Annotated in this window: 9 protein-coding genes; 1 reads left to right on the top strand and 8 read right to left on the bottom strand. The window is 47.7% G+C overall.

Features of this window, described 5'->3' with window-relative positions; all coding sequences use genetic code 11:
• Positions 1-433: 433 nt before the first annotated feature.
• The 7 genes from BQ2633_RS08035 to BQ2633_RS08005 form a co-directional block, all read right to left on the bottom strand.
• Positions 434-1,171 carry a glycoside hydrolase family 127 protein gene (locus BQ2633_RS08035; RefSeq protein ID WP_075566329.1) on the bottom strand — a complete coding sequence of 246 codons (738 nt, stop codon included), beginning with the start codon at positions 1,169-1,171 and terminating at the stop codon, positions 434-436.
• Positions 1,172-1,202: 31 nt separating this feature from the next.
• Positions 1,203-2,138 carry a 50S ribosomal protein L11 methyltransferase gene (gene prmA / locus BQ2633_RS08030; protein ID WP_075566327.1) on the bottom strand — a complete coding sequence of 312 codons (936 nt, stop codon included), beginning with the start codon at positions 2,136-2,138 and terminating at the stop codon, positions 1,203-1,205.
• 87 nt (positions 2,139-2,225) lie between these two features.
• Entirely contained in the window at positions 2,226-3,725 is a 1,500-nt protein-coding gene (locus BQ2633_RS08025) for a methyltransferase RsmF C-terminal domain-like protein (RefSeq protein ID WP_075566325.1), read from the bottom strand.
• Positions 3,722-5,752: a S46 family peptidase gene (locus BQ2633_RS08020; protein WP_075566323.1), complete on the bottom strand. Its 2,031-nt coding sequence runs from the start codon at positions 5,750-5,752 to the stop codon at positions 3,722-3,724. Before BQ2633_RS08020 ends, BQ2633_RS08025 begins: the two co-directional genes overlap by 4 nt.
• A 119-nt stretch (positions 5,753-5,871) precedes the next feature.
• Positions 5,872-7,236 carry a DNA (cytosine-5-)-methyltransferase gene (gene dcm, locus BQ2633_RS08015; RefSeq protein ID WP_083234004.1) on the bottom strand — a complete coding sequence of 455 codons (1,365 nt, stop codon included), beginning with the start codon at positions 7,234-7,236 and terminating at the stop codon, positions 5,872-5,874.
• Between the two features lie 24 nt (positions 7,237-7,260).
• Positions 7,261-8,685: a Sau3AI family type II restriction endonuclease gene (locus tag BQ2633_RS08010; RefSeq protein WP_075566321.1), complete on the bottom strand. Its 1,425-nt coding sequence runs from the start codon at positions 8,683-8,685 to the stop codon at positions 7,261-7,263.
• Between the two features lie 27 nt (positions 8,686-8,712).
• A complete protein-coding gene (locus BQ2633_RS08005) occupies positions 8,713-9,903 on the bottom strand; it encodes a DUF2027 domain-containing protein (RefSeq protein ID WP_075566319.1) in 1,191 nt (396 codons plus the stop codon).
• A 244-nt stretch (positions 9,904-10,147) separates the two neighbouring features.
• Here BQ2633_RS08005 and BQ2633_RS08000 point away from each other — a divergent pair, with 244 nt between their 5' ends.
• On the top strand, positions 10,148-11,791 hold the full coding sequence (locus BQ2633_RS08000) for a fumarate hydratase (RefSeq protein ID WP_075566316.1): 1,644 nt from the start codon (positions 10,148-10,150) through the stop codon (positions 11,789-11,791).
• Positions 11,792-12,724: 933 nt separating this feature from the next.
• Here the strand turns inward: BQ2633_RS08000 and BQ2633_RS07995 are convergent.
• On the bottom strand, positions 12,725-14,335 hold the full coding sequence (locus tag BQ2633_RS07995) for a RagB/SusD family nutrient uptake outer membrane protein (protein ID WP_075566314.1): 1,611 nt from the start codon (positions 14,333-14,335) through the stop codon (positions 12,725-12,727).
• Positions 14,336-14,340: the final 5 nt, after the last annotated feature.

Here is a 14,340-nt window from a genome sequence, read left to right as displayed (position 1 = left end):
ACTCTCTGATGTGCGCGTGCGCGCGCACGCGCGAGAGAGGGGGATAAATCGTAAAAAAACATTTCATCCCTGCCCTTTCGTCACAGCAATGAAGGAGACTCTTGCAGATGCGTCATGAAGAACTGGAAGTGGTGGGCTAAAATATGGAAAAGTTGGTAGACTACTCAGGAAAAGATCCAACACTACTCCACCCCTCATCCTATGATATCGGAGATGATAAAAGAAAACCTCCAACGTTCTCTCAAAAATCTCCGACGTTTTTCAAAAAATCTCCGAGAAAATTTGGAAAAAGTCCGACGTTTTTTCGATTTTCTCCCACGTTTTTGGACTCCCTTGCGAAGGACAATAAAGACAGATTTGAAAACGGAGGACACCACTAGATGTAGATGTCCTCCGTTTTCTTGAGAGATTGAGCAATGAAATGCAGTGCTGTTTATTCCTCAGCAGGGAGTTCGTAATAGATTTCTTCCATGTTTCGCCATTCGCAATCGAAGACTAAAAACCCGCGCTCCCATTTTGGTTCTAGGAGCCGGTGACCATTGAGGAAAACACGCAGAGGATTCACACCTTCCGGCAAACAAAGATAGAGCGTAAATCGCGTGCGTTTTGAGCCAGACAGAGGTGCGGGCAATCCCGTGATGCGAAATTTCATACGGCCGTCTTGTACGATTTGGTCTATCGTCACCCTGAGTTGAGGGGTATTGATGGGAATCAGACAACTCTCTCTGAGGTTGACGTAGAGTTTCTGTCCCTCAGTGGCAGCCACCCATCCCAAAGTGTTGAGCAGACGCTGCGCAGCTATTCGGCTCGTACTGTCGGCTTTTTGTTGTGCACTATACAACGTGCGCAGGCTATCAAGCGCACGAACATAGCGCGCGTCGCCAGATAGCATGAAAAGCTGTTCGAGTGTGTGCACATCGCAGGCTGACACTGCCGGAGACTGGCGCAAGAGTTTGCGATAATGCTTCACCGAATCTTTCACCAACTCGGGCGTTTGAGGGGTGAGATAGGGAGAAACCCGCATGGCTCTCTGTACGATATTGTCCTCCGTGGGATCAATCACCAAGATGCTCTGCGCTGAGATGAAAGAAAGCGGCTGTTTCAGAGGTTTCTGTGCAAAACCTCCGAGCGTGAGTCCGAAAAAGAGGAAGAGAAAAAGGCGAGCTATCATCGTAAAATAGGAATTAGAGGCAAAATGTCGGTTAGCGGCTCATTTTCAAGCAAGCCCAGTTGTCGCGTTGCTTCACATCCACAAGCGAGAGTCCGAGCATTGTGCCTTTCTCCACTAGACTGAACACGTCTTCCATGTAAAATCCACTCATATAGATGGTCCCTCCAATGCGCAATGATGCCACGTATTTGTCGAGATCCTGGAGCAGAATGTTGCGATTGATGTTGGCTATGATGACATCAAAGGTGTTTTCTAGCGGTTTCAAGGCAGAGGCATCCCCATGCACCACCATGATGTCAGAAATCTCATTGAGGGCGATGTTGTCGCGTGTATTGTTCACGCACCATTCATCGTAGTCCACCGCCACACACTGCGAAGCACCGCGCATCTTTGCCAAGATAGCCAAGATGCCTGTGCCACATCCCATGTCGAGGACAAACTTACCTTTGAAATCGTCCGTGAGGATGCGGTCTATCATCTGAGCCGTGGTTTGATGATGCCCAGTGCCGAACGACATTTGTGGATTGATGCGGATGTTGTAGTCCCCTTGTGGCACGTCTTTGTGGAAGGTGGCAGCGATGACACAGCGAGGGTGCTCAGTAACATCACCGATGATGAGCGGTTGAAAATAGTTTTTCTCCCACTCCTCGTTCCAATTCTTGTGTTCCGCTTCCGACTGTTGGTAGGTGATCTTCACGTCTGGAATGGGGAAATCTGCCAAGACAGCTGCGAGTGCATCGGCATCGAAGAGGTCGGTCTGGATATAGGCTTTGAAAGTATCTTCGTCAGCTTTTTCAGCAAACACCGCCGATTCGGGAAAATTGTTGTTGATAGCCACACGGGGCAAGTCAAGTTCGTCGGTGTGAACGAAACTTTCAAATCCGATTTCTGCCAACACTGCGCTCAACACGTCGTAAGCGGCTTCAGAACTAGGGGAGAGGGTAAATATAAATTCGAGATAGTGCATATTGTAGGTTTGGAAGGGAGAGAACAGAATAAGATATTAGGCACCTTGGAGAAAGGCAAAAATCATCGCATTATCAGGAGGAAACCATCAGAGATTTCTCAATCTCCACTCATTAGGATAGAGATTATTGGCACGATTGCCGAGATTGTTGGCAAATCCAAGGGCGATGCCACGATAGGTGAGCACGACATATCCGCGTGGTGCTTCGGGCGGCAAGGTGATGGCTTCGCGGTGGAGATAGGCTAATGCTAACTCACGTGAAATTTCCACACGTGGGAAGGCGGAATCTGAGGCTGAAATAGACATGGCGAGTGCATGTTGTGGCACGAGTTTTTTTCTTTTTTCTTCTGCTATTTCGATACCTCCGATGAGTAAAGGTGCCACTTGTGCCAGTTGCTCTCGAATACCTACAAAGGCTGTGGGAACAGCTGTCCACACTCCAGCTTCTGTGCATTGAAAAGTAAAATCTTCGGCGTTATGTAACCACGAAAGCAAGGTGGCATTGGGCTTAGCTGAGGGAGTATTTCCGCGTTTTTTTCCTTTTGCAGCGCGACTACCTTGCGTTTTCTCCCATTTACTCGAAAGAAAAGTGTCACCACCTAAAAGACTTTCTGCAACATCTTGCGTTTTTTTGCGAAGCAATGCGAGGAAAAGCCCTTCTCCCTCCGTGCGATGAGGGAAGAAATGATAGACGGGGAGATTGCGCCCTGTGGTGTCGCCCGAGATATGCCAAGCGGCATCGGTGGGGATTTCCACCAACTCCGCGCCAAGTGTGGTGCAAGCCCAAGTCACGAGGTCTTCGTTCTCTTCGCGGTTGAAAGTGCAAGTGGAATAGACACAAAAACCACCCTCTTTCAGCGCAGGCCACACAGAAGTGAGAATGTCGCGCTGGCGCTCTGCGCAGGAAATGACGGCTGCTGGCGACCACTCTTCACGGGCTTGTTCGTCTTTACGAAACATTCCCTCACCCGAACAAGGGACATCGGTAGCGATGATATCGAACGTTTCCTCTAAACTTGTGAAAGCATCAGGGAAGACTTGTGTGACAAAGGTGTGAGGATGTCCCCATTTTGTGAGGTTTTCTGCCAAGATCTGCGCACGCTGTCGCATCGGTTCGTTAGCCACCAACAAGGCATCGTCGGGAAGTAGACTGCGCCAGAGCGTGCTCTTCCCACCAGGGGCAGCACAGAGGTCGAGCATCTTTAGGGGATTTCCCTTTGTAGCCTCATCAGCATGGGTGCTTTCGATGACTTTATAGGCTTGTGCAATGAACATCGAAGCTGCTTCTTGCACGTAGTAGGCACCAGCGTGCCACAAAGGGTCGTGCGCAAAAGTGGGACGTTCCGACAAATAGCTTCCAGATGAGCACCAAGGCACAGGACGCAAGGTGAGAGGAGCAGCGATGTCGGAGGGCGACTCGCCATTGTCCACAGGTGCAAACAGACATTCCCCATCTTTGAGGGGCTTGAAGGGATTGGTGCGGAGGCTGGTCGGAGTGTTTCCGCTAGATAATGCAGTGCAGAGCGCGCCCGCCTCGTTGTCTCCGAGGAGGGCGCACATCTGTTGTTGGAAGGCTTGTGGAATCATTTTCTTATTTCCATTTCATCAATGAGATATTTCGAACCTCCATAAGTGTCGATGACGAAAAGGATGTAGCGAATGTCGGCATTGATACAGCGTTGCAAGGCTGGGTTGAAACGAAGGTCGGACGAAAGACTCTCGATATTGCCATCGAACGCCAGACCGATGAGTTCTCCGCGCGCATTGAGCACGGCACTACCCGAATTTCCTCCCGTGATGTCGTTGTTGCTCAAGAAGCATGTGGGCAATTCTCCCTCGGCATTGGCATAGGGGCCGTAGTTTTTGGTGAGATAGTGCTGACGAAGTTTTTCATCAATCACATAGTCGGGATCAGCAGGATTCTCTTTCTCAAACATGCCTCGGAGAGTGGTTTTCCAATCGTAGCGAACGGCATCGCGGGGAGCGTATCCCTTGACGTGACCATAGGTCATGCGGAGCGTAGAATTGGCGTCGGGACTCTTCGCCCAGTCGTACATTTCGCAAAGACCACGCACATAAATGCGATTAAGCTCTGCCACTTTCTTTTCATAACGCTCCACTGCAGGTTGATAGGCTGAGAGGGCTTTGCGATAGGCAGCCCAGTGGGTGGCGAGAACATCGTTGCCCAAGGCTTCTGCAGTGGCATTTTTCAGTTTTGCACTATCGGCAAAGAGGCTATTTTGATAGAGGGCATCGAAATAAGCTCCCATATCGTTGCTCACAAACTCAGGTTGTAAATTGAGCTTATGATACTTCGTCCAATAGCCCGACAGCAATTTCATTTTGCCTAAGTCGTAGGCTTTGTCCACCGTAGCCACGGTGCTGCGATCATTCTTGAAATCTTGCGCACCAAAAGTGAAGCGAAGCAGGTTGTAGTCGTGGAGGGTGTCTTTCACCGCTGCCACGAGGGAGTCCATACGGTCGATGATGGTCATGTACTCTGCCTTACCACTCTTCGCCGCAAAGGCACGGAAACGCTTTTCTTCTTCGGCTTTGATATTGAGCAAACCTGTGGAACGCACGCTTGCATTCATGCCGCCGAAGTTTTTCACCATGTTGCCCAAACGCATATAGTCGTTGGCATACTTGAGCGACATATCTTTGTCGCTATCCATCAACGCTTTCATGAAGCGAAGTTCGGCATCTCCAGCGAGATTGATGGGCTCGTTGATGCTTTCAGTGCGAAGGCGCACTTGCGATGCTGTGAGATAGCGACTCGTTCTGCCAGGGAATCCCATGATCATCGTATAATCATTCTCGTCGATACCTTTCAAGCTCACGGGCAACCATTTCTTGCACTCGAGAGGTTGATTGTTTTTAGAGTATGCCGCAGGTTGTCCCTTAGCATCTGCATAGATGCGGAACACCGCAAAGTCGGCATTGTGACGGGGCCACACCCAGTTGTCTTGGTTAAAGCCAAATTGTCCGATCTGTTGTGGAGGATTCACCACAAGGCGCACGTCGTCATAGCGTTGTTCGTAGAAGGCATAGTAACGATTGCCCCCGAAATAAGGCACAATGCGGAGGGTAACACCGCGCTTCTTGGCAAAGGTTTTATTCTTTTTGAGCATCTTCTCGGCAAGTGGACGAAGGAAGAGATTGCTTTGACGGTAATACTCATCGACTTTCGCCTTATTCGCTGCAGCTTCCACTTGCGCAGTCACATCTACGATGCTCACGACAAAGGTGAAAGTGAGGTCGGGCACGGGGAGTTCTTCGGAGAGACTCTTAGCAAAGAACCCATCTTGCAGATAGTTGTGCTGCATGGTAGACATGGCATGCACGAAGGAGAATCCGCAGTGATTGTTAGTGAACACGAGTCCTTTGGAGGACACCACCTCACCTGTGCAACCTCCTCCGAAACGTCCGATGACATCGCGCAAGGAAGGCTGTGTTTCGTTGTAGAGTTCGCTAGGACTGATTTGCAATCCTGCCTTTTTGAGTGAATCTTCTAGATGTTGCTCTTTCATGAGTTTGAGGAGCCACATCCCTTCATCAGCATACGCCGCTGAGAAGGTGAGCACAGCAAGGAGAGAGAGTAGGAATTTTTTCATGAGGAAATATGATGTTATGTGTTTGGGGAGGATAATACTTACCTTAAGCCTTAGTCTCTTGTGGCATCAGCCAAGGCAATAATTTGCGCCACCCATTGATTGAAGTGGAAGTATCGAAGCTATCCCTTAGAATGTAGTAAAGAGAGCAAAGATAGTCCCATTTTTTCGACTATTCCTGTGACAAGAGCATTTCCCATCAAGAAGGCTCTACGCATATCAGTACAGCCTTTCGTATGATTATCTGGGAACATATTCAGACGTTCTAATTCAATGGGAGTTAGTCGACGATACCTATTATCCGGGGTCAAAATCACATGTTTGAAACGTGAAGGGGCACTTCCTCCTTCTCCAGTGATAATCGTACGTGAAGCCTTGTCTAAAGCATCGGGGAAAGCCATTTTCCCTTCTGAATAATGATAGGTATATCCAGTTGCTTTATTCGTTCTCTCTTCTGATTTACTACCTTTGAGATATTCCCAACGAGCAACTTCTTCGGGATTGATATAAAATTCTTGCGGAACCTCTGTATCTGGCAGAAGAATTTCTCCTAGAGTTAGGCTTTTTCCTTCAAACTTTGGAAGAGCATCAAAACTGGTAACTTCGCGATTTCTCATTATTCCCACTTTTCCAAAGGGAGATTGTTTCATACCTTTACCGAAGTTTTCTGAAACTTCACCTAACGTGCCTTCAATACTAAATTGACTTCCTTTACTGATTTCTGGAAATAAAGGAAATGCGCGCGCCATAAGTCCGTCAGTGAGTAGCCACTTTTGAGCATCATCTATCTGCTTTCCCACTATAGAGTCTTCCTTATAAGCTGCAATGTAAGTCCTTTTTCTACGTTGTGGCATACCATATTCAGCGGCATTGATGACGCGCCATTCAACGGAGTAACCCAAATCAGAAAGAGAAGCTAAGATGATAGCAAAATCACGTCCACGCTGATTGGCTGGAGATGAAAGCAAGCGATCTACATTTTCTAAGAAAAGATATTTCGGAGGGGTGGGTTGCTCTTTCAGAATACGATGAATTTGCCACCAAAGTACCCCTTTTTTTCCTTCAATCCCTCCCGAACGCTGTAAAGTTGTAGCTACAGAGTAGTCTTGACAAGGGAATCCTCCAACAAGCAGGTCAGCTTCTGGAATATCTTTCGTAGCAACAGTTGCAATATCTTCATTAGAATGTCCCTCACAGCCAAATTGCTCACAATAAACCATAGAAGCATCTTGCCGTTTGGTGGAGGGTTCCCACTGATTACTCCAAATTGTTTTATATTTCAGTGAAGCACGTTCCAATCCAACACGAAAACCTCCCACTCCAGCAAAGAGTTCTATCACCCGAATATCATCTTTATCAGTCGTATTAGGCTTAAACAATGTATCAAAGAAGTCGTATTGCTGGAATGATTTGGCAGCTTCCTTGCTATAAGCACTGATGGGCTCGCAAAGATTATTATGATTAGAAGTATATATATCGTAAGACATAATCAAAATCTATAGACTTAAGCACTAGGCTTCATCGATGAGCGTCTTAAGATAAGACTTATTAAACCAGTAACATTGTTTGTCAACCTTCTCACCGAAAGGAGTTGGAGCATTATTTCTGTAATTCTCTTTTGTACCTTTCGGACGTACATGAAAGTTCTTGTCGTCTTTTTCTTTCCAATAGTTGGACTTATCTAGCTTATTATGGATAACCAAGCGTCTAAGGTGTACCCAATATTGAAAGGCACTCTTCAAATCTTTAGAGGGCATTGTCCAAAAGAAAACCTTATCTAGAATATATCTATCCTCGCTCTTTGTTTTTTGAGGAGTGGATATTGTTATATTTCCAGTTACCTTTTTGAAGGTTACGAAGAGAAAACGGCTTGTAAAGAGTTGATAAAGGACCGAATCCTCCCATTTACCATTTTCATAAAGTTCTATCCAATCTATATTTTGGAAAGACATCGCTTCTTCGGGAATGCCACTAACACTCACACGAGCAGTTTTCAAACGTATGCCCGACTTCTTGAACTCTTCACTATCATCAATCTTACTCATCTGAAGATTAGAGGCAATAGCATTGGCAAGTATAGCATATTTGTGCTTTGCTGTGGTCAATGGTAAAGACAAAGCGTTCGCTATTTCGACATAATCTTTACCAATAAAAGGAGCAAAACGCTCGAGAATAATCTCTTCAAAAGTCTTCTGTTGAAGCAACTCTTGAGCGACAAGCTCAGGTTGTTTCTCTGATTTCTGCTGATAATTGCATAAGGCATTACCACCACTTTGGACTATTTGATCCAGAAGTGTGCGCATATAGGCAGGCTTCAAGCTGAAGGCTCTACGACGAGCAGGAATATCTGAGAAAGGTTGTTCTCGAACATCTCTATTATTCTTCCCTTTAGTGCATGCACCTAGGTACATTGTATCACCTTCCGAAAGGTTATGCGCCTGTCCTGCTTTAATTTTTCCAATAATCTTCTCATAGTCCGCTTTCATTATGGCTAAATCCTTTTGGGGGATTTGCCATAAAGCTCTAAATAGGAACTTGAGTTGATAGACAGGTACACTCTGTTCATGCAGGTAAAACAAGAGCAACATGAGCTGACATTTCCTCAGAAAATGTGACTCCTCAAATGTTTCATTAATGACACCATGGAAGTCAATCATGTTACACACGAGTCTTTCCTTGATGCGATAATTATCTTTGCCACGCAACAAAGGAGTGCATTTAAGCTCTACCCCAGCTTCTTCAAAATCAGGCGAAGGATTGCTGTTGACTTCATAGCCAAAAAATACTTCTTCTACCATTTGCCCCAGTCGACCACGACCTTTTCTTTCTTCTAAGTCTGTGCCAGCCCATTCTTGCAGAGTTTTCCCCATCAATTGCGCAGAATACTCAAATATGGAAAGTGGATTATCCAACTGAAATGGTAGAGATGTAAGCATAGATACAAGTTGTTTGAAGGATTCCTCTTATCTCACCGTCACCATGGTGGCACCGAAGCCGTATTCGCGGAAGGAGGCATCTTGGTGTGTGCAATGGCGATAGTGGTTCTTCAATTCTTTGAGGAGAGTAGCACGCAGCACACCCTCACCCTTGCCGTGGATGAAGACGATGCGACGACCTTTGTCTTTGGCATATTGGCGCATGGTATCGTGGAAAGCCTTGATTTGCATCGTCAGGATGTCGGTGGGCGTCAAACCACGAGTAGAATCGAGCAAAGCAGTGGCGTGGAGATCCACCTCCACAATGGCATTCTTATCCATCACCGCCGAACGATCTGTTTGGCGGGCAGGTTGTTGTTTCGGACGTTCTACAGCCTGGCGCACCACTTCGGGAGTAATCAAAGCTTCCTCCACTGTTTCAGCAGCGATGCTCACCGACTGTGCAGGACGATCTTCCGACACGAGCGGACGAACTAAGGCAGGGTCGTTGAAGAAATCGGAGGGCGCAAAACTGTGTAACTTATAGAATTTCGTACCATCCACGCGCAACGTAATGTTCATCGGAGATTTCAGCGCGAAAGGTTTGTCCGTCTTGTAAGCCAACAGTTGGAAAGTGAGGCGCTCCCATTGGGGCAGGTCGCTATGTCCAATGGTGTCGAGCAAAAGTTTTTGATTGGGCAACACCAACCCCTCGTGACGCAGCGAATACTGCTCTCCCTCTTGCGTGAGCAGGAGGAAACGCACATAAAGGTTGGAATCATTGATAAGATACACCTCAAACTCGGTCTGACTTAGCGAACGACTGTCCACAGGAAGAAAACCGATGTAGAAATTCACTTGATCGGCACCACGGCGTTCCAAAGGACGAGGTTGGAAAGTGATGTCTTTGTCAGCAGGTTCAGAGTCGTCCCCCACCGAATCCTCGGTAGAAAATCCACTATCCGCAGTGTTGGCAGCCGCAGCATGAGCAGCAAGTGCCGCTTTGATGCTCGTTTGGCTCAGTCCATCGCTCTCACTGGTGCTGGCACGCTCTTTGGAAGGCACAGGTTTGCGCACCAAATTATAGTTATCCGTCTCAATCACCACGATTTCCGAACGGAGGGTCGGGATTTCAAATCCATCATCATCACACACCAGCACCAAGTCTTTGCCTTGGAAACCAGCAATTCTTCCGCCTCCCGTGGTGTTGAGGAAGCGCACTTTATCGCCTATATTCATATATCTGTCCGTTTGGTTTGGAGCAAAGATACAAAAAAGCCTCTAGACCTCAGACTTTAGACCTCAGAATTTTACCCCAAAATGGAAATAATTTACGAGAAATATCCCTATGTTTCTCCTTAAATGCTTACCTTTGTAAAATCAAATTGCACACACTTACCAAGTTGTGCACGACACACCTCCTTGCGACAAGGAGCCCCATAGACGATTATAACATTATACAAACGACATAACAATTTAATTCATGGCACAAACCCCTGAATTTCGCTACGCACCGATGTTTCAACTCGGTGCTGACAACACGGAGTATTATCTCCTCACCAAAGACCACGTTTCAGTGAGTGAATTTGAGGGACACCCCATTCTCAAAGTGGAAGCCGAAGGCATCACCAAGATGGTGAACCAAGCCTTCCGCGATGTGTCTTTCCTCCTCCGTCGCTCGCACAATGAGCAAGTGGCTAAAATCCTTCGCGACCCTGAGGCTTCCGACAACGACCGCTACGTGGCTCTCACTTTCCTCCGCAATGCAGAAGTAGCTGTGCGCGGCCAACTTCCCATCTGCCAAGACACCGGTACTGCCATCATTCACGCTGAGAAGGGTCAACAAGTGTGGACTGGTTTTTGCGACGAAGAAGCGATTGCCAAAGGTGTCTACAAAACTTACACTGAGGAAAACTTGCGCTATTCGCAAAACGCACCTCTCAACATGTACGACGAGGTGAACACACGTTGCAACCTCCCTGCGCAAATCGACATCGAAGCCACTCACGGCGACGAATATCACTTCCTCTGCGTCACCAAGGGTGGTGGTTCTGCCAACAAGAGTTATCTCTATCAAGAAACCAAGGCTATCCTCAACCCCGACACCCTCGTGCCTTTCCTCGTGGCTAAGATGAAGACCCTCGGCACCGCGGCTTGTCCTCCTTATCACATTGCTATCGTCATCGGCGGAACGAGCGCAGAAAAGACCATGCTCACCGTGAAATTGGCTTCTACTCACTTCTACGATTCTCTCCCCACTACAGGCGATGAAACCGGACGTGCTTTCCGCGATGTAGAACTCGAGAAACGCCTGCTCGAAGAAACTCACAAAATTGGTCTTGGTGCTCAGTTTGGTGGTAAATACTTTGCCCACGACATCCGCGTGGTTCGCCTTCCTCGCCACGGTGCTTCTTGCCCCGTAGGTCTCGGTGTGAGCTGCTCTGCCGACCGCAACATCAAGTGCAAAATCAACAAAGATGGTATTTGGATTGAAAAACTCGACGACAATCCCGGTAGCCTCATCCCCGAAGAATATCGCCAAGCTGGTGAGGGTGAAGCGGTGAAGATTGACCTCAATCGCCCCATGCCTGAAATTCTCGCAGAGCTCGACAAGTATCCCGTGTCTACGCGCCTTTCGCTCAACGGCACCATCATCGTGGGTCGCGACATTGCGCACGCTAAGATTAAGGAACGCCTGGATGCTGGTCAGCCTATGCCCGAATATCTAAAGAATCACCCCATCTACTACGCAGGACCTGCCAAGACCCCTGCCGGCATGGCTTGCGGTTCTATGGGACCCACCACTGCCGGACGTATGGACTCCTATGTGGATCTCTTCCAAAGCCAAGGTGGCGGTATGATTATGCTTGCTAAGGGTAACCGTTCACAACAAGTCACCGATGCTTGTCAGAAGTATGGTGGTTTCTACCTCGGTTCTATCGGTGGTCCTGCTGCAATCCTCGCGCAAAACAACATCAAGTCCATCGAGTGCGTGGAATATCCCGAACTCGGCATGGAGGCTATCTGGAAAATCGAAGTGGAAGACTTCCCTGCCTTCATCTTGGTAGACAACAAAGGCAATGATTTCTTCAAACAATTGCCTAACGCCACTGGTTGCGCGCACTAATACCGCTGCGCGCCTATAAGTTGGCACTTCGTTCTATGGCGTAAGCCCAACCTCCTCCCTCCCCATTGCAACTTTGCGTTGCGATGGGGATTTTTTTGTGACTTTCTCCTTTCCATCCTATCTCAGCAAATATTACGATTCCCTATGATGACTGCCACATCATAGAGCATGTCGAAAAAACGTCGGAGATTTTCCAAAAAATGTCGGAGAAAAAAGAAAAAACGTCGGACTTTTTCCGTAAAACGTTGGAGATTTTCTGAAAAACGTCGGAGATTTTTTTCACGCCCCCCTTCACTCCTTCCTCTCCCCTTGGAAATCATCCACCAACCCTCCAAGGATGTAGGCTAAATCTCATACCGCTTTATTAACATTTCAGCACTCTCACGCGCGCGCGTATGCGCGCACATCAGCGATTTTGTACTTTTTGCTTTCACAACCTTCACACTTTTCATCGTAATCTCCTATAAGAGTGATAGATACACTGATTTTTACGCACTTCTTGTGTCATTTTTCAGAAAGTCCTCGCAGGAACGCAACCGAGAATACGTTAAAAAATGTCCGAAAGACCACAATAACTCGCTATGCAACAATCCGTTACAAAGATTTCTGTGAAGGTTGTGAAAGCAAAAAGCACAAAACTCCTGTTACGCGCGCGAGGGAGAGGAAAAACAGCTGCGCTTAAGATATGTTCACACAGAAGTCTATAACGCCCTTGCAAGGGCGAGACGGCAACAAAAGGAAAGAGCTGCTGAGTCTCAGAAAAAGAGCAACAGACTATAGCTTCTGCCAACGCTAATCGCACCCTCACCTATCGTGCAACAAGAGACTCCAACGCGAAAACCACTTGCCACAGCTCTACAACTCAAAAGTAGACGAAAAGAAAGTCCCCTCTTCTCAGAGGGGACTTGGAGAAAATGAAACAGGGAGATGGATTTAGTATCCTGCGTTTTGCTTGAGTTTGGGGTTACGGTCTATTGCACTTTGTGGAATAGGCCAGTAGCGATATTCGGGCTTGAAGGCGCGGTCTTCAATCACATCGCGTTCGTCAGCGATAGTGGCACGAGTTTCGGGGTTAGTACCCTTCATGTCCACCGTACCAGTGATACGAGTGAGATTGCCGTTCAACACGGTTTCAGCTACCATCTTACCAGAAGCATCCTTCCAACGCACGATGTCGGCACGGCGGAAGCCTTCGCCAGCAAGTTCTACGGAGCGTTCACGACGAATCACCTCACGAAGTGCCTCCTTGGTGGAAGCTTTTGCGCGATCCACCGCAGGCATTCCTGCGCGTGTGCGGAGCTGATCAATCAAAGCGTAGACTTCTTCAGAAGGTCCACTGAGCTCGTTGAGTGCTTCAGCACGAGAGAGCAACACTTCTGCATAGCGGAAGATAACGATGGAAGCAGCAGTTGTCCACATGTCGTTATATTGGCTCTTGGGATAGAGATATTTCGCCCAAGTGAGCGCAGTCTTAGAAGAGTTGGCAGCCTTAGTGGGATAGTCTGGATTGTCTTTACCATCGAGTTGCTTGTCGAGGGTATTGTACACGCCTTTCCAATAGTCGCAACCAGGATAGAGAATAGTCTTTGCCATGCGTGGGTCACGGTTAGCAAAGGGGTGTTTCTTATCGTAGAGGGGAGACTCTTCTTTGGTCATACCATCCTTCATAAGATAGAGATCCACGAGGTTTTGTGTAGGCACGATAGATGACCAACCGCCATCACCATTGTTGTAGAGTTGACCAAAGATGCCCATATCGTTTTGCACCTCATCGTGCTCTTCAGCAACGATGATTTCTTTAGAACCATTGCCAGCGATGGTGAAGGGAGCAGCATAGTCCTTATCGAGAGCATAGAGATTCAAGTCCATGATAGACTTGGCTGCATCAGCCGCTTGTTGCCAGTTGCCACGATAGAGTGCGTAGCGCATCTTGATGGCAAGTGCACCACCTTTGGCGATTCTACCACTTTCAGTCGGAGCGTTAGGAAGGAGCGAGATGGCACGATCGATATCCTTGTCGAAGTGTTCCCAAACTTCCGCTTCGGTATTGCGAGGCACCTTTGCAGCTTCAGAGTTAGGGAAGAAATCATCCAAGATGGGCACACCACCATACCAGAAGTTCATGCGAGCATAAGCATAAGCACGGATGGCAAGGGCTTGTCCGAGGAGATTGTTGTAGACATCCTTGTCAGCAATTTTGGCACGGTCGATATTGTTGACCACGTTGTTGCAGCGGGAAATCAAGCTAAAGCCATAGAAAGATGCTCCAGTGCTACTGGCAGTCCATGTGCCATTACCAATGGGGCGCCATCCTTCCCAGGGGAAGTTGTTGTAGGCGATATCGGAAGCCGCATCGAGGTAGAAAATGGAGTAAGAATCAGCCCAGCCAGCATAAGTTCCTGTGAGAAACTTATTGACATCTTCAGCGCTCTTCCACGTAGTCGAAGGACTAATGGCATCGTGGGGCGTGGTGTCTAGGAAGTCAGAACATGAAGTGGCGAAGAGCGCAGCGAGCGCAACAACGGCATATTTAATACGTTTCATGATAG

Source organism: Ihuprevotella massiliensis (assembly GCA_900095835.1).
GTDB lineage: Bacteria > Bacteroidota > Bacteroidia > Bacteroidales > Bacteroidaceae > Alloprevotella > Alloprevotella massiliensis.
This window is presented reverse-complemented; position numbering and strand designations above follow the sequence as displayed.

What these genes read in the sequence shown, in the direction of transcription:
- BQ2633_RS08035 (WP_075566329.1), bottom strand. Translation starts at nt 1,171, where the DNA reads ATGATAGCTCGCCTTTTTCTCTTCCTCTTTTTCGGACTCACGCTCGGA.
- prmA (WP_075566327.1), bottom strand. Translation starts at nt 2,138, where the DNA reads ATGCACTATCTCGAATTTATATTTACCCTCTCCCCTAGTTCTGAAGCC.
- BQ2633_RS08025 (WP_075566325.1), bottom strand. Translation starts at nt 3,725, where the DNA reads ATGATTCCACAAGCCTTCCAACAACAGATGTGCGCCCTCCTCGGAGAC.
- BQ2633_RS08020 (WP_075566323.1), bottom strand. Translation starts at nt 5,752, where the DNA reads ATGAAAAAATTCCTACTCTCTCTCCTTGCTGTGCTCACCTTCTCAGCG.
- dcm (WP_083234004.1), bottom strand. Translation starts at nt 7,236, where the DNA reads ATGTCTTACGATATATATACTTCTAATCATAATAATCTTTGCGAGCCC.
- BQ2633_RS08010 (WP_075566321.1), bottom strand. Translation starts at nt 8,685, where the DNA reads ATGCTTACATCTCTACCATTTCAGTTGGATAATCCACTTTCCATATTT.
- BQ2633_RS08005 (WP_075566319.1), bottom strand. Translation starts at nt 9,903, where the DNA reads ATGAATATAGGCGATAAAGTGCGCTTCCTCAACACCACGGGAGGCGGA.
- BQ2633_RS08000 (WP_075566316.1), top strand. Translation starts at nt 10,148, where the DNA reads ATGGCACAAACCCCTGAATTTCGCTACGCACCGATGTTTCAACTCGGT.
- BQ2633_RS07995 (WP_075566314.1), bottom strand. Translation starts at nt 14,335, where the DNA reads ATGAAACGTATTAAATATGCCGTTGTTGCGCTCGCTGCGCTCTTCGCC.